Here is a 13,936-nt window from a genome sequence, read left to right as displayed (position 1 = left end):
CGCGGTCCGGCCCTCGCTCAATCCTGGAGCCTCGTCGGATTCAGCAAACGCATCGGCGTTCCGGGCTCCACGCCCAACTCGCCCAGGGTCCAACTGACGTCTACCCCGTCCGGGACCAGGGCCTTGCAGTGATCCTCATGCGTACGACGCAGGACGATGTTGGTCGCGCCATCATCCACCGGCGTCAGGTCGACGGCGAAGTGACTGGCGTCCGTGCACCCGTTGGACTCGACCCGGACAATCAGTCGACTGTCCTCGACACGGGCCGACCGCACAGTCTCGAGCGACGGCACGGCGCGGTCTGCCGACCAGCGGACCACCACGTCCTCCTCACCGCCCTCGTTGGCGTAGATCACGCAGCCGGAGAGCAGCGGCGCGCAAAGGACCGCCGCAACCAGGGCGCGGATCATTCGCCGGCGTCCGCAGGCGGCTGGTGCACGACGCGGGTGGTCGGCTTGTCGGTGGCGATGATGATGCAGCCGCCCAGAGACGGGGCGGCGATGGCGAGAGCGAGAACAAGCGCGAGGCGGCGCATGGGAAATCCCCTTCCGGTTCATGGGAGCGCTTCTATGGTGAAGCTGCCGCCAGTCTGCCGCCCGGCGTTCCGGAAAACACGTGAACAATCGGCAAGGCGGAGCTTTGGCCGGCGGCGCTCACCCGCGCGCCCGCGGCGACAGGCGGCCGCGCCCCGGTTCAGGCCGAGGGCGTGATCTGGTAGGGGTTTTCGACCGAGACCCGGGCGCCCGGGGCGATGCCCAGCTCCTCGAACGACCAGCGCATTTCCACGCCCTGCGGCTGCACCTGGGCGCAGCGATCTTCCCGGATGCGTCGCAGGGTGATGACCGACTCGCTACGGGCCCGACGCACCACCGGCGTCAGGTCGGCCTTGCTGGTGCAACCGTTGGAGCTGACCCAGAAGACGGCCTGGTCCTGCGCGATGGCGACCGCATGGATCGGTTCGATCTGTCCCGGCAGATCGACAGAGGCCCGCTCGTCGCCGAACCAGCCCTGCACAGTCCCGCACCCCGTGACCATGACCGCGCCCGCCAGCACGAACGCGAGCGTCATCATCGATTTCATGTCGCTCTCCCCGGCCGGATCCCGAGCCCGCACGCAGTGTGCCGTTATTCGGCCCGAAAGTGAACCGCCACAGGGCCTGATCCAAAAGAAAAGGGGCCCCGGATTGCTCCGAAGCCCCTCAACTTCGATGTCGTCAGACGCTTGCGCGATTACGACGAGTAGTATTCGACGACCAGGTTCGGCTCCATCTTCACCGGATACGGCACATCGGCCAGTTCCGGCACGCGGACGTAGCGGACCGAGAAGCCGCGATCACCGATTTCCAGGTAGTCCGGGATGTCACGCTCCGACGACTGCTGGGCTTCGAGCACCAGAGCCATGTTGCGCGACTTTTCCTTGACCTCGATCACCTGGCCCGGCTTCACGCGGTACGAACCGATGTCGACCTTCTTGCCGTCGACGGTCACGTGGCCGTGGCTGACGAACTGGCGAGCGGCCCAGACGGTCGGGACGAATTTGGCGCGGTAGACGATGGCGTCCAGGCGCGATTCCAGCAGACCGATCAGGTTCTCCGAGCTGTTGCCCTTGCGACGGGTCGCTTCGGCGTAGGTGGCGGCGAACTGCTTCTCGGTGATGTTGCCGTAGTAGCCCTTCAGCTTCTGCTTGGCCTTCAGCTGCAGGCCGAAGTCCGAGACTTTCGACTTGCGGCGCTGACCGTGCTGGCCGGGGCCGTACGAGCGCTTGTTAACCGGGGACTTCGAACGGCCCCACAGGTTTTCACCCATGGCGCGGTCGATCTTGTACTTGGCGCTGTGGCGCTTGGACATAAGTCACTCTCTATGTTGATGCGGCCCGGTCCCTCCCCAACTGGAGAGACGATCCCAACGGCGGTCCACGCATCGTCCGTCATAAATCCCGCCCCTGAACGGAGTCAGGCGCGCGAAGGCGGCGCTTATGCCCATGGACAGGGGCAGAGTCAACGTCGCCCCTGCTCCCCGGACTCAGGCGACCTTGCTCGTGTCGTCGGCCACCGACGTCCGGTCGACAGCCTCCCTTCGGGGTCGGCCCAGCAGATAACCCTGCACCTCGTCGCAGCCCTGCTCCCGCAGGAAGGTCAACTGCTCATGAGTTTCGACGCCCTCGGCGAGGATCGGGATATCGAGGCTCTCCCCCAGAGCCAGCACGGCCCGGATGATCGCCTTGGACTGCGGCCCGCCGTCCAGCTCCGACATGAATGTGCGATCCAGCTTGATCTTGTCGAAGGGGAAGGCCCTCAACGTCGACAGGGACGAATAACCGGTGCCGAAATCATCCATCGCGACTGATACGCCCAGAAGCTTCAGCTGGCGCAGGATGTGGGTCGTCCGCTCCATGTCCGAGATCATCGCCGTCTCGGTGATCTCCAGCTCCAGCCGGTGCGGGGCCAGTCCGGTCTCGATCAGGATCTGGTGCACCAGTCGCGGCAGATCGACATGCGACAGCTGGACCGGCGAGAGGTTCACCGCGATCCGATGCGGCCTGTCCCAGCCTGCCGCCTCGGCGCAGGCCCGCCGCAGAACCCATTCCCCGATCGGCAGGATCAGGCCCGTCTCCTCGGCCAGCGGAATGAAGTCCGCGGGCGAAATGTAACTTCCATCCTCCTGCCTCCAGCGGAGAAGGGCCTCAAAGCCGGTGACGTCGCCGGTCTCGACCGACGCCTGCAACTGATAGTGCAGCTCGAAACGGTCGTTCTCCAGCGCATCGCGAAGGCCCAGGGTGATGCGGCGGCGCTGGCGCACCGCCTCGTCCATCGCGCCTTCGTAGAAGCAGATGTCCGTCGTGAGCGAACTCTTGGCCCGGTACATGGCCAGGTCGGCGTCATTGATCAGGACCGACGGCTCCGTGGCGTCGTCCGGCCACAGCGCGATCCCGATCGACGAACCGCATTGCAACTCGGCATGTTCAGCCTCCAGCGGCGTCGAGATCGCCTGCCGGAGGCGCTCGGCGGCCGCATGGGCGTCCATCCGCTCCACGATGGGGATCAGCGCCACGAACTCATCGCCGCCCAGCCGCGCCACGAATTCACCCTCACGCGTCGCCGCTTTCAGATGGTCCGCCACGTGCGCCAGCAACCTGTCGCCGACAGCGTGGCCGTACAGGTCATTGACCTCCTTGAAGCGGTCCAGGTCGATCGCCAGCAAGGCAAAGCCGTGGGCGTTCGTCGCCAGTCGTTCCAGCTTCTCCAGGAAGGAGGTGCGGTTCGGCAATCCGGTCAGGCTGTCGTTACGCGCCAGATGGGCGATACGCCGCTCCTGCGCCAGGCGCGACCGCAGATCCCGCACGGCATAGATGTACACCGCCGCCCCCTTCGCCCCGGTCGTTTCCTCGCGAACGGCGATCTCGACCGGCACCGGCGCGCCGTCACGGGCCCGCACTCGGCTCTGCATCAACAGGCCGGGTTGCAGGGAGACGACATCCTCGATCCAGTCCTCGATGGGCGAGCCGATCGTCCGCCCCTCCTGCACGCCGCACAGTTCGGTGAAGGCGTGATTGGCCAGACGCACCTTGCCGTCCGCAACGACCACCATGCCGTCCACGCTGCCTTCGATGAGCGCGCTCAGCCGGTCACGCGACAGTCGCTCGGTCTGTTCCTCAAGCGCGTAGCTCGCCACGGCCGTGCCCAGGATCAGGAAGCCGATGGCGGCCACGCTGGCGGCGAGCAGCGCGTCCGCATCACTCAGCAGGGTCGCATCCGCGCTCGGCGCGAGGGGCATCACCGTCAGGGCGCCCATGCCCGTGAAATGCAGGGCCACGATCGTCAGGACCAGCAGCAGGGGCGCCAGGACGGGGCGGCGCCACGGACGGTCATCCGTCGCGATATGGAAGGCCGCCGCGCCGCCGGCCACGGCCGCAATCACCGAAGCGATCACATAGGCCGGCGCCCAGATCACCAGGGCGTCTGCGGTGAACGCCGACATGCCGATGTAATGCATCGCGGTCACGCCCAGGCCGAACACGGCGCCGCCGACCGGTGCGGCATGGCGGAACCGCATCGCACCGAGGCCGATGGCCAGACCGCAGGCGACCATCGCGACCAGCAGCGACAAGCCGGTCAGGACCGGCGCATAGGCCACCTCCACGCCGGGCTGGTAGGCCAGCATGGCGACGAAATGGGTGCACCAGATCGTCGCCCCGCCCGCCATCGCGCCCAGGAACAGCCATGGCAGCCGCGCCCGCGCCGAGCTTCGGCGGGTCTTGTCGAACAAGCGGTTCAGGACAACGGAGCCGACCACGCAGATCAAAGCGGCGAGGGCGACGAGGAGCAGGTTATGATCCTCGGTCAGGCAGGTCAGGACGCGCATACTGAACGAACTCGGGGGAGGAGGGTCGGCCCCCTGCCCTAGAGGCCCACCTCTTAACCATCGCCCCACGGTCACGGTTAGCAGGTGGTGAATCCGACGGTCCGACTATCGCACGGTCAGGACGACAAGGGCCTTCGCAGGCACCTGCGCTGTCAGCGTTCGACCGGCCAGGCGTCCACCATTGAAAGCGTTGGGCGTCACAGCCTCCGGGTATTCAGGGGCGTTGTGCGCGTCTGTTCTGGAAGCGGTCAGCACCTGCCCGGTGACCCGGGATAGCGCTCCTCCATCCAACTCCAACGCAAGGCCCTCGGGGTGATCCGGATTGAGGTTCACGACGGCGATGTACAACTGCCCGTCGCCTCCCCGCGCGGCGGCCACGTCAAGACGCGCGCCGCCGGTCCCCTCGAGTTCGACCGGCACGACGGTCGCATTGCGAAACGGCTTGTACAGCATGAAGGCGTGATAGGTCGGCGTCAGTGTCATGCGCGGCCCGTCGGTCAGGATGAGCGCCTGCAGCACGTTCACCATCTGGGCGACGTTGGTCATCCTCACCCGGTCAGCGTGCCGGTGGAAAATATTGAAATGAACCGCCGCGAGCAGGGCGTCCCTCAGCGAGTTCTGCTGCTGCAGGTGACCTGCGGTCGTCCCGGGCGTCGGATCATACCAGGCCCCCCACTCATCAATCGCCAGCCCGATCCGTCCCTCGGGATCGTATTCATCCATGATCGCGTCATGGGCCCGGATCATTTCCTCGATCCGATAGGCCTGGTCGAAAGTGGACCGCCATTCGGTCGTATTGAACCCCACGGCCGCACCCTTGCGCGCCCAGTCGCCGGTTGGCAGCGTATAATAGTGCAGCGACAACTGGTCGAAACTGTCCCTGCCGTCCCGCATCAGGGTCCGGGTCCACTCGTAGTCCTCGGCGTTGGGGCCCGCCGCGACAGTTACTGTGCCGGGCGCAGCCACGAACCCGGCGTACTGCCGCATCAGGTCCGTATAGTAGCTGGCCCGCATGCGCCCGCCACAGCCCCAAGGCTCATTGCCCAGCCCCAGGTAGTCGATCTTCCACGGCCGGGACCGACCATTCGCCCGACGCTCCTGGGCCAGCGTCGAGTCACCGTCCGAAGTGATGTACTCAACCCAGTCCGCCGCCTCCGCGGGCGTCCCGCTTCCCATGTTGAGGCTGAGATAGGTTTTCGCGCCGATCAGTTCTGCGAAATCGAAGAATTCATGGGTTCCGAAGGCGTTGTCCTCGGGACTGCCGCCCCACCACCGGTTCAGGGTCACCGGCCGGGCAGACCGCGCGCCGATCCCGTTCCGCCAGTGGTAGATGTCCGCGTAACAACCGCCCGGCCAGCGCACGACCGGAACCTCCAGTGCTTTGAGGGCGTCGATCACATCATTGCGGAAGCCGCGCGTGTTCGCGATCTCCGAGCTTTCGCCGACCCAGACCCCGCCGGTGATTCCGCTGCCCAACTGCTCCATGAACTGGCCGTACACGTCCGGATTCACCGTCGCGCCGGGCTGATCCAGCCGCACCACGCCGCGCACGTCGGCGGCGGCCGTCGTCCCCACAAGCGAAACGGCGACGACGAGGGCGGCGAGAGACCGAACTCTCATGTCAACGCCCCGTCGGCGCGAACTCGGCCAACACGACATCATAGGCCCTCATGGGCAGTTCGAGACGCGCCAGTCCATCCGCCCCGACGGTCACGGCCCTCACCTCCGGGGTATCGCCGGTCAGGGCCTGAAGATGCGCCAGTTGCGCCCCGGACAGGGCTTCGGGCCGCCCCATCTCCAGATAGGCGGTGTAGGCGTCGTTGCTGCGGAAACCGACGCGACGGATCTCGACCCGATAGGCGCCCGCCGCCAGACCCCGCGCCTCGATGACCAACGGCTCCAGTTCCCGAGCGGGCTGGACAGCGCGGAAGTAGGGACGGTTGCTCACCGGCTGATCCGGCGCTTCATAGTGCCAGGCCAGAACCTGCAGCACGCCGTCATCCAGCGTCACAATGCTCTGCGCGTCGGTGTTGGCCAACTCGCGGTCGCCCAGCCGGGCAAGATATTTGTAGGCGAACCACGATGGCTTGCGGACGCCCTGCGGGGTCATCAGCCCGAACCCTCCGTCGAAAGGCCGGGTTTGAGGCCCGGGCTCCTCGAACAGGTCGGAGTAGGTCCAGTAGCTCATCCCCTGCGCCACGCCTTCCAGCGGCTTGAGCCGGCTCAGGATGTAGGAGGCGCTCAGATGGCTGTCGTGCACCGGGTCACGCGGGTTGTAGCTGGTGCTCCACTCGGTGAAATACAGCGGCAGTCCCGGTGTCGCCGAGGCCTCGATCTGCGCTCGGACCTTCCGGACGTCACCGATCACCGCCTCCGGGTTCGGCGACAGCTTGTTGTCGCCCTCCCCGTTTTCATCAAGAAAGCCGCCGTCCACGCCGTAGGTATGGGTGGTCACGAAATCGACCGGCGCGTCATGGACTCGCGCATAGGCCAGCAACTCCGGCACCCAGGCCGCACCCGCCGTGGACGGACCGCCGACGGGCAGGGCCGGATCGATCGCCTTGATCACCCGCGCCGTGCGCACATACAGGTCGAAATAGGCCGCCTGATCGGCCCGCTCCCAGAAGCCGTCCAGGTTGGGTTCATTCCAGACCTCGAAGAACCAGGTCCGCACCTCCTCCACGCCGTAGCGCGCGATCAGGTGGCGTACGAAGGCGTCGACCAGGGCGTCCCACTTCTCCGGCTGCGGATGGGAGGTATTGCCCTTCCAGTAGAAGATCGTCTGGTCCGACGTCCGCATGTCGTGCGGAGTGAAGCCCAGTTCCACGAACGGCTTGATCCCCATCGACAGGAAGCGGTCGTACAGGGCGTCGACCTTGCTGAAGTCGTAGACCGGCCGACCGTCCACCTCGCGATAAACGCCCATGTCGTCATGGAAGATGGCGTGGAAGCGGATGTAGCGGAAACCCAGTTCCTCGCGCGCGATCCGCAACTGGGCCAGCGCATCCTCGCGCCCGGTCACGGCCGGATAGTCGGCGCCGACAGAGAAGTCCGCCATCCGGTCGCGCGGACGGCTTTCGGCGCCCGCATCGGCCAGAATGGTCCGGCTCTGCGCAGACGCCGCCCCGCCCGTCAGCAGAAGTCCGCAAACGGCCACCGCCGCCGCACGCCCCACGTGCTTCGCCCAGCTTCCCATGTCTCGCTCCCCGGCGATTTGTTCGTTGGGAGCGATGTTAGCGCTAACAATCACAAACACAAGAAAGGCGCCGCATCGCTACGGCGCCTTTCCGGGGTTCCGACTGTCGGACCGGCCTTACTTGGCGGCTTCGTACAGTTCGTTGACCTTGTTCCAGTTCACCACCGACCAGAAGGCCTTCAGGTAGTCGACCCGGCGGTTCTGATACTTCAGGTAATAGGCGTGCTCCCACACGTCGGCGGCCAGCAGGACCGCGCCCTTCTCGTCGGCCACATCCATCAGCGGGTTGTCCTGGTTCGGCGTCGAGGTGACCTTCAGCTTGCCGTCCTGGAGGATCAACCAGGCCCAGCCCGAGCCGAATTGACCGGCGCCGGCGGCGTCGAAGTCAGCCTTGAACTTGTCCAGACCGCCCAGTTCGGCGTCGATCTTGGCGGCCAGTTCAGCCGACGGTTCGCCGGTCTGGCCCTGCGGCGCGAGCAGTTCCCAGAACAGGCTGTGGTTCCAGTGACCGCCGCCGTTGTTGCGGACAGCCTTCGGCAGCTTCGACATGGTCGCGAACAGCTCCTCCAGCGACTTGCCCTGCAGCGAGGCGTCGGCGTCCACGGCCTTGTTCAGGTTGTCGACGTAGGTCTGGTGATGCTTGTCGTGGTGGAAGGTCATCGTCTCCTTGTCGATCGCCGGCTCCAGGGCGTCGTAGGCGTACGGCAGGGGCGGAAGGGTGAAGGCCATGGAGAGACTCCTGTCAGGCGGTTTGATTCTGGACCGGATGTAGGGCTTCCGGACGCTCCGCCAAAGGCTCGGCGGGCGGTTTTTGTCAGGTTTTGAACGTTGCGGCCCCTCAAAGGCTGCATGACAGTAAGTCCCGTCAAGCTTGGAGAGGGAGACAGGACGATGCGGGGCTTCAAACGGCTTTGCCTGATCGGCGCAACGGGTCTCGGCTTGTCCGGCTGCAGCAGCGACCCTGCCTTCTGGGACGCGGTGGCGCAGGGGCTGGACCAGGCCGCCTACGACCTCGCCAACGAGCCGGTCTGCACCTGGTACACCGACTCCTACGGCATCGTGCGACAGCACTGTGTCCCCGCCTATGCCGTCAACCAGCCGGTCTATGTCACACCGGTCTATGTCGCCCCCGACCGCGACCATGGCCGGCACAGGGATCGGGATCATGGCCGGCGTGATCGTGACGATCGCCGGGACAGGGACCACCGGCGCGGACCAAAGGGCTAGGCCTTCGGCAGGTTCGCCTTCATGCAGTCGCGCACCGCCCGGCGGTGGTCGCCCAGCGCGTTGAGGTAGTCCACGCCCGCCGCCGCGAAGGCGACCTTGGTCGCCGCGTCCAGCCCTTCCGGCAGGGCCGCGATCACCCGCTTCTGACCCTTGTCATGCAGGCAGAAACCGACCTCGCTGCACAGGGCCGCGAACATCGCGTCGTACCGGTCGTCACTCATGGTCAGGCTTTCAGGCGGGCGGCGTGGAAGGCGACATGGTCGGCGATAAAGCTGGCCATGAAGAAGTACGAATGATCATAGCCCGGCTGCATCCGCACCGTCACCTTCTGACCACTCGCCTCGCCCGCCGCGATCAGCAGTTCCGGCTTGAGTTGCTCCACAAGGAAGCTGTCCGCGTCGCCCTGATCGACCAGGATGTCGTCATAGACGCCCCTGGCTGCGCCGCCCTCGAGCAGCAGGGCCGCATCGTGGTTCGCCCACGCCGTCCGGTCCTCGCCCAGATAGGCGGTGAACGCCTTCTCGCCCCACGGGCAGCGGGTCGGCGAACTGATCGGCGCGAAGGCCGAGACCGAGCGGAACAGGTCCGGATGGCGCAGGGCCAGGGTCAGCGCCCCGTGCCCGCCCATCGAATGGCCCGAGATGGAGCAGACCCTGGTGGTCGGGAACTCGCGGTCGATCAGATCGATCAGCTCACCCGTGACATAGCTCTCCATGCGGAAGTGCGGGGCCCAGGGCGTCCGGGTCGCATCCACATAGAAGCCCGCGCCCTGACCGAGGTCATAGGCGGGATCGTCGGCGACGCCCTCGCCCCGCGGCGAGGTGTCGGGGGCCACGATGATCACCCCATGCGCGGCGGCGGCGGCATAGGCTCCGGCCTTGGTGGTGAAATTGTCCTCGGTGCAGGTCAGGCCCGACAGCCAGATCAGCACCGGGAACGGCCCTTCGCCGCCGGGGACGAAGACCGACAGGGTCATCGGCGTGCCGGTCACCGCGCTGTCGTGTTTCAGATAGCGCAGCGTGCCGCCGTGGACGGTGTGGGTCTTCGTCGTTTCCATTCGGTCTCTCAGGTCTTCGGGCGGTGCAGGGCGCAGATCTTGTTGCCCGACGGATCGCGCAGATAGGACAGGTACAAGGCGCCGAACGGGCCCTTGCGCTCGCCGGGCGGGTCCTCGATCGACGTGCCGCCCGCCTCGACGCCGGCGTCGTGGAAGGCCTTCACCGCTTCCGCATCACGCGCGCCGAAGCCGATGGTGCCGCCGTTGGCGTGGCAGGCCGGGTCGCCGTCGATGGGCTTGCCGACCGCGAACGCGCCCCGCTCGGTCCGCCACCAGTAGCGGCCCATGCCGTCCGGTTGCCCCGGGCCGATGCCCAGGGCGCCGAGCGCCGCATCATAGAATTTCCGCGACGCCTCGATGTCATTCGCGCCGACGGTGATGTGTGTGAACATGTGCTTCCTCCCTCAAGGTGACCTGATCTCGCACAGGTCCGTTGCTTTCAGCAACCCTCTTGGGTCAGAACACCACCACCGACCGGATGCTCTTGCCCTCGTGCATCAGGTCGAAGGCCTTGTTGATGTCTTCCAGACCGAAGGTGTGGGTGATCATCGGGTCGATTTCGATCTTCCCGTCCATGTACCAGTCGACGATCTTCGGCGTGTCGGTGCGGCCGCGGGCGCCGCCGAAGGCCGAGCCCTTCCAGACGCGGCCGGTGACCAGCTGGAACGGCCGGGTGGCGATCTCCTTGCCCGCCTCGGCCACGCCGATGATGATGCTCTCGCCCCAGCCGCGGTGGCAGGCTTCCAGCGCCTGACGCATGACCACGGTGTTGCCGGTGCAGTCGAAGGTGTAGTCCGCGCCGCCGCCGGTCAGCTCGACCAGATGGGCGACCACATCGCTGACGTTCTTCGGATTGACGAAGTGGGTCATGCCGAAGCGACGGCCCCACTCTTCCTTGTCGCCGTTGATGTCCACACCGATGATCATGTCGGCGCCGACCATCTTCAGGCCCTGGATGACATTCAGGCCGATGCCGCCCAGACCGAAGACCACCGCATTGGCGCCCGGCTCGACCTTGGCCGAGTTGACCACCGCGCCGACGCCCGTGGTCACGCCGCAGCCGACGTAGCAGGCCTTGTCGAAGGGCGCGTCCTTGCGGATCTTGGCCAGGGCGATCTCGGGCAGGACGGTGTAGTTCGAGAAGGTCGAGCAGCCCATGTAGTGGGCGATGGCCTGCCCCTTGTAGCTGAAGCGCGAGGTGCCGTCGGGCATCAGCCCCTTCCCCTGCGTGCCCCGGATCGAGGTGCACAGGTTGGTCTTGCGGCTGAGGCACGACTTACACTGGCGGCACTCCGGCGTGTACAGCGGGATCACGTGATCGCCGACCTCGACAGAGGTCACGCCCGGCCCGACTTCCACCACCACGCCCGCGCCCTCATGGCCCAGGATGCTCGGGAAGATGCCCTCGGAGTCCAGACCGTCCAGCGTATAGGCGTCGGTGTGGCAGATGCCGGTGGCCTTGATCTCGACCAGCACTTCGCCGGCGCGCGGGCCTTCCAGATCGACCTCGACGATCTCAAGCGGACGTTTGGCCTCGAAGGCGACGGCGGCGCGGGTTTTCATGATCCAAGGTCCTCCGGAGGCCCCTATCGCTTGCCGCGCGGCGGCGCGCTGCTTGAGGGGAAACTGATCTGTGCCGCCCTTCTAGGCCTGAGCGCGCAGAGACGAAACGGCGACAAACGCAAAACATTATTGCCAATACGGGACAATCATGCTGCATCTTCCGCATGAGCAGTCGCTGGGACGGGATCGACGAATTCACCGCCGTGGCGGAGCAGGCCAGCTTCTCGGCCGCCGCCAAACGCCTCGGCCTGTCCACCTCCGCCGTCAGCCGCGAGATCGCGAAACTGGAGGACCGGCTGCAGACCCGCCTGCTGAACCGCACCACCCGCCGGGTCGAACTGACCGACGCGGGACGCGACTTCCTTGACCGCTGCCGCCGCCTGATCGACGAGCGGGATGAGGCCCTGGCCGCCGTCCAGCCGGACGACAGCGCCCCGCGCGGCCTGCTGCGGATGACCTGTTCGGTGTCCTACGGCGAGCGCTTCGTCGCTCCCGCCGTCAACCGCTTCGCCCGCGCCCATCCCGAACTATCCATCGAGCTGGATCTCGACAACCGCCTGCGCGACCTCGTCGGCGACGGCTACGATCTGGCCGTCCGCTTCGGCCACCTGACGGACTCCCGCCTGATCGCGCGCAAGCTGGCCTCCCGCCGCCTGATCCTCTGCGCCAGCCCGGACTACCTCGCCCGTCGGGGCGCGCCCCGCGCCCTGTCCGAGCTCCCGGCCCACGACCTGCTGACCGGTTCATCCGAGCACTGGCGTTTCACCGAAGGCGGCCGCGAGACCACCCTGCGTCCGCAAGGCCGCTGGCGCTGCAACTCCGGCGCGGCGGTTCTGGATGCAGCCCTTCAGGGGCTCGGCCTGTGCCAGTTGCCGGACTTCTACGTCACCGAACCGCTGCGCACCGGCGCCCTCGTCGCCCTGCTCCCCGACCACCGCCCGCCCGACGAAGGCGTCTGGGCCGTCTATCCTCACCGCCGCCATGCGCCGCCCAAGGTCCGCTTGATGATCGACCATCTTCGGGAAAGTCTGGCGACATCGACCACCCTCCCCGAGGCCCAGCCATGAACCTCGTCATCCTCACCGGCGCCGGCATTTCGGCCGAGAGCGGCGTGCCGACCTTCCGGGCCAGCGACGGGCTGTGGGAGGGCCACCGGATCGAGGAGGTCGCCACGCCCGAGGGCTTCGCGGCCGATCCGGCTCTCGTGCAGGACTTCTACAACCGCCGCCGCCGCCTGCTGGCCGAGGTCGAGCCCAACCTGGCCCACCACGCCTTGGCCGAACTGGCCGCGCGGTGGGAGGGCGACTTCCTGCTGGTCACCCAGAACGTCGACGACCTGCACGACCGCGCCCATGCGCTGGTCCCGCCCGCGCCGGGCTTCCAGTTGATCCACATGCACGGCGAACTGCTGAAGGCGCACTGCACCGCTACGGGCCGGGTCATCGACTGCCACGGCGATCTGGACCCGCGCCACGACAGCCCGTTCAGCCCCGACGGCTGGTTGCGCCCGCACATCGTCTGGTTCGGCGAGATGCCGCTGGACATGCCCTTGATCGACGCGGCGATCGCCAACGCCGACCTGTTCGTCTCCATCGGCACCTCGGGCGCGGTCTATCCGGCGGCGGGCTTCGTGCAGGACGCCCGCCGCGCCCGGGCCCGGACCGTGGAGATCAATCTCGAACCGACGCAGGGCTCGCGCCGGTTCGACGAGGTCATCTACGGCCCGGCCACCGAGACCGTGCCCGCCTTTGTGGACAGGCTGCTGAAGGGTTAGCCCAGCCACCCCATGTGCTCGGCCAAGATCGAGGCGCCGATCACAATCAGCGCCACGCCGCCCAGGAACTCGGCGATCTTGCCGAAGCGGGCGCCGACGGCCTTGCCGATCAGCATGCCGATGGTGGTGAAGACGAAGGTGGTGAAGCCGATCGACAGGGCGATCACCCAGATGTTCGCCCCGATGAAGGCCAGTCCGACGCCGACCGCGGCCGCATCGATGCTGGTGCCGATGGCGGTGGCGATCAGGGCCAGTGCGCCGTTGCGGGCGGCGCGCGAACCGTCGTCATCCTCATCGACCGGCTGGAACGCTTCCCACAGCATCTTGGCCCCGACCGCGCCCAGCAGGCCGAAGGCGATCCAGTGGTCGACCTGCTCGACCAGCCCGGCGGCGATCATGCCCAGCCCCCAGCCGATCAGAGGCGTGATGGCCTCGATCACGCCGAAGACCAGACCGTTGCGCACGGCGGTGGCGACAGGGGGCCGGTGCGCCGCGCCACGGCCGACCGCGGCCGCGAAGGCGTCGGTGGACATGCTGACGGACAGCACGGCGATAGAGAGAGGGGTCATGAACAGAATCCGCCGGACGCATGAGACAGCGCGCTCACGCTCCCGCCGACAGGGACGCGCAAGGCACGCTGGTCTCGCCAGGCGGACACGAGGTCCGCTGATCGCGCCACGGGCCCTGAAGCCACGAGTATGTTGACGCGAACCCGGCCTTTGAATGGGCGCCGGCGGCTACTCCCCAACGGGGCGGCG

At 66.9% G+C, this 13,936-nt stretch carries 16 protein-coding genes; 3 read left to right on the top strand and 13 right to left on the bottom strand.

All coding sequences use genetic code 11. The annotated features are described in order from the left end of the window. Positions 1–17: 17 nt before the first annotated feature. The 8 genes from ACLQ7T_RS03010 to ACLQ7T_RS02975 all read right to left on the bottom strand — a co-directional run bounded on the left by ACLQ7T_RS03010 (position 18) and on the right by ACLQ7T_RS02975 (position 8,286). Positions 18–410, bottom strand: a complete 393-nt coding sequence (locus tag ACLQ7T_RS03010; protein ID WP_420478070.1) for a hypothetical protein — start codon at positions 408–410, stop codon at positions 18–20. Further along, positions 407–535 (bottom strand): hypothetical protein, encoded by a 129-nt coding sequence (locus ACLQ7T_RS03005; RefSeq protein WP_420478069.1) that lies wholly within the window; start codon positions 533–535, stop codon positions 407–409. Before ACLQ7T_RS03005 ends, ACLQ7T_RS03010 begins: the two co-directional genes overlap by 4 nt. Positions 536–693: 158 nt before the next feature. Then, complete coding sequence (locus tag ACLQ7T_RS03000) at positions 694–1,080, bottom strand: hypothetical protein (protein WP_420478068.1); 387 nt, start codon at positions 1,078–1,080, stop codon at positions 694–696. A gap of 149 nt (positions 1,081–1,229) precedes the next feature. After that, a complete protein-coding gene (rpsD, locus tag ACLQ7T_RS02995; RefSeq protein ID WP_141625964.1) occupies positions 1,230–1,847 on the bottom strand; it encodes a 30S ribosomal protein S4 in 618 nt (205 codons plus the stop codon). Between the two features lie 174 nt (positions 1,848–2,021). Further along, positions 2,022–4,361: a bifunctional diguanylate cyclase/phosphodiesterase gene (locus ACLQ7T_RS02990; protein WP_420478067.1), complete on the bottom strand. Its 2,340-nt coding sequence runs from the start codon at positions 4,359–4,361 to the stop codon at positions 2,022–2,024. A 105-nt stretch (positions 4,362–4,466) separates the two neighbouring features. Further along, positions 4,467–5,981 (bottom strand): alpha-N-arabinofuranosidase, encoded by a 1,515-nt coding sequence (locus ACLQ7T_RS02985; protein ID WP_420478066.1) that lies wholly within the window; start codon positions 5,979–5,981, stop codon positions 4,467–4,469. Position 5,982: 1 nt separating this feature from the next. Continuing rightward, the gene (locus tag ACLQ7T_RS02980) at positions 5,983–7,557 is read right to left on the bottom strand and encodes a GH39 family glycosyl hydrolase (RefSeq protein ID WP_420478065.1); all 1,575 of its coding nucleotides are present in this window, start codon (positions 7,555–7,557) and stop codon (positions 5,983–5,985) included. Positions 7,558–7,674: 117 nt separating this feature from the next. Further along, positions 7,675–8,286, bottom strand: coding sequence for a superoxide dismutase (locus ACLQ7T_RS02975; protein ID WP_141625962.1), 612 nt, complete (start codon positions 8,284–8,286; stop codon positions 7,675–7,677). A gap of 162 nt (positions 8,287–8,448) precedes the next feature. Between ACLQ7T_RS02975 and ACLQ7T_RS02970 the strand changes: the two genes are divergently transcribed. Continuing rightward, positions 8,449–8,784: a hypothetical protein gene (locus ACLQ7T_RS02970; protein ID WP_420478064.1), complete on the top strand. Its 336-nt coding sequence runs from the start codon at positions 8,449–8,451 to the stop codon at positions 8,782–8,784. Here the strand turns inward: ACLQ7T_RS02970 and ACLQ7T_RS02965 are convergent. From ACLQ7T_RS02965 to ACLQ7T_RS02950, 4 genes are all read right to left on the bottom strand, one after another. Continuing rightward, positions 8,781–9,005: a hypothetical protein gene (locus ACLQ7T_RS02965; RefSeq protein ID WP_420470878.1), complete on the bottom strand. Its 225-nt coding sequence runs from the start codon at positions 9,003–9,005 to the stop codon at positions 8,781–8,783. The two genes, ACLQ7T_RS02970 and ACLQ7T_RS02965, sit on opposite strands and share 4 nt — an antisense overlap. A gap of 2 nt (positions 9,006–9,007) precedes the next feature. Next, positions 9,008–9,841: an S-formylglutathione hydrolase gene (fghA, locus tag ACLQ7T_RS02960; protein ID WP_420478063.1), complete on the bottom strand. Its 834-nt coding sequence runs from the start codon at positions 9,839–9,841 to the stop codon at positions 9,008–9,010. 8 nt (positions 9,842–9,849) lie between these two features. After that, positions 9,850–10,233: a VOC family protein gene (locus ACLQ7T_RS02955; protein WP_420470880.1), complete on the bottom strand. Its 384-nt coding sequence runs from the start codon at positions 10,231–10,233 to the stop codon at positions 9,850–9,852. Positions 10,234–10,297: 64 nt separating this feature from the next. Then, positions 10,298–11,404, bottom strand: a complete 1,107-nt coding sequence (locus tag ACLQ7T_RS02950; protein ID WP_420478062.1) for an S-(hydroxymethyl)glutathione dehydrogenase/class III alcohol dehydrogenase — start codon at positions 11,402–11,404, stop codon at positions 10,298–10,300. Positions 11,405–11,568: 164 nt separating this feature from the next. Here ACLQ7T_RS02950 and ACLQ7T_RS02945 point away from each other — a divergent pair, with 164 nt between their 5' ends. Together ACLQ7T_RS02945 and ACLQ7T_RS02940 are read left to right on the top strand one after the other, a co-directional pair. Next, positions 11,569–12,471: a LysR family transcriptional regulator gene (locus tag ACLQ7T_RS02945; protein ID WP_420478061.1), complete on the top strand. Its 903-nt coding sequence runs from the start codon at positions 11,569–11,571 to the stop codon at positions 12,469–12,471. Next, positions 12,468–13,178 (top strand): NAD-dependent deacylase, encoded by a 711-nt coding sequence (locus ACLQ7T_RS02940; protein ID WP_420478060.1) that lies wholly within the window; start codon positions 12,468–12,470, stop codon positions 13,176–13,178. The genes ACLQ7T_RS02945 and ACLQ7T_RS02940 overlap by 4 nt, the downstream gene beginning before the upstream one ends. Here ACLQ7T_RS02940 and ACLQ7T_RS02935 read toward each other — a convergent pair. Then, entirely contained in the window at positions 13,175–13,747 is a 573-nt protein-coding gene (locus tag ACLQ7T_RS02935) for a manganese efflux pump MntP (RefSeq protein WP_420478059.1), read from the bottom strand. The two genes, ACLQ7T_RS02940 and ACLQ7T_RS02935, sit on opposite strands and share 4 nt — an antisense overlap. Positions 13,748–13,936 lie beyond the last annotated feature (189 nt).

The organism is Brevundimonas sediminis (genome assembly GCF_048799765.1).
Classification (GTDB): Bacteria; Pseudomonadota; Alphaproteobacteria; order Caulobacterales; family Caulobacteraceae; genus Brevundimonas.
The sequence above is the reverse complement of the archived record's forward strand: the minus strand, read 5'-3'. Positions and strand labels throughout refer to the sequence as shown.

What these genes read in the sequence shown, in the direction of transcription:
- ACLQ7T_RS03010 (WP_420478070.1), bottom strand. Translation starts at nt 410, where the DNA reads ATGATCCGCGCCCTGGTTGCGGCGGTCCTTTGCGCGCCGCTGCTCTCC.
- ACLQ7T_RS03005 (WP_420478069.1), bottom strand. Translation starts at nt 535, where the DNA reads ATGCGCCGCCTCGCGCTTGTTCTCGCTCTCGCCATCGCCGCCCCGTCT.
- ACLQ7T_RS03000 (WP_420478068.1), bottom strand. Translation starts at nt 1,080, where the DNA reads ATGAAATCGATGATGACGCTCGCGTTCGTGCTGGCGGGCGCGGTCATG.
- rpsD (WP_141625964.1), bottom strand. Translation starts at nt 1,847, where the DNA reads ATGTCCAAGCGCCACAGCGCCAAGTACAAGATCGACCGCGCCATGGGT.
- ACLQ7T_RS02990 (WP_420478067.1), bottom strand. Translation starts at nt 4,361, where the DNA reads ATGCGCGTCCTGACCTGCCTGACCGAGGATCATAACCTGCTCCTCGTC.
- ACLQ7T_RS02985 (WP_420478066.1), bottom strand. Translation starts at nt 5,981, where the DNA reads ATGAGAGTTCGGTCTCTCGCCGCCCTCGTCGTCGCCGTTTCGCTTGTG.
- ACLQ7T_RS02980 (WP_420478065.1), bottom strand. Translation starts at nt 7,557, where the DNA reads ATGGGAAGCTGGGCGAAGCACGTGGGGCGTGCGGCGGCGGTGGCCGTT.
- ACLQ7T_RS02975 (WP_141625962.1), bottom strand. Translation starts at nt 8,286, where the DNA reads ATGGCCTTCACCCTTCCGCCCCTGCCGTACGCCTACGACGCCCTGGAG.
- ACLQ7T_RS02970 (WP_420478064.1), top strand. Translation starts at nt 8,449, where the DNA reads ATGCGGGGCTTCAAACGGCTTTGCCTGATCGGCGCAACGGGTCTCGGC.
- ACLQ7T_RS02965 (WP_420470878.1), bottom strand. Translation starts at nt 9,005, where the DNA reads ATGAGTGACGACCGGTACGACGCGATGTTCGCGGCCCTGTGCAGCGAG.
- fghA (WP_420478063.1), bottom strand. Translation starts at nt 9,841, where the DNA reads ATGGAAACGACGAAGACCCACACCGTCCACGGCGGCACGCTGCGCTAT.
- ACLQ7T_RS02955 (WP_420470880.1), bottom strand. Translation starts at nt 10,233, where the DNA reads ATGTTCACACACATCACCGTCGGCGCGAATGACATCGAGGCGTCGCGG.
- ACLQ7T_RS02950 (WP_420478062.1), bottom strand. Translation starts at nt 11,404, where the DNA reads ATGAAAACCCGCGCCGCCGTCGCCTTCGAGGCCAAACGTCCGCTTGAG.
- ACLQ7T_RS02945 (WP_420478061.1), top strand. Translation starts at nt 11,569, where the DNA reads ATGAGCAGTCGCTGGGACGGGATCGACGAATTCACCGCCGTGGCGGAG.
- ACLQ7T_RS02940 (WP_420478060.1), top strand. Translation starts at nt 12,468, where the DNA reads ATGAACCTCGTCATCCTCACCGGCGCCGGCATTTCGGCCGAGAGCGGC.
- ACLQ7T_RS02935 (WP_420478059.1), bottom strand. Translation starts at nt 13,747, where the DNA reads ATGACCCCTCTCTCTATCGCCGTGCTGTCCGTCAGCATGTCCACCGAC.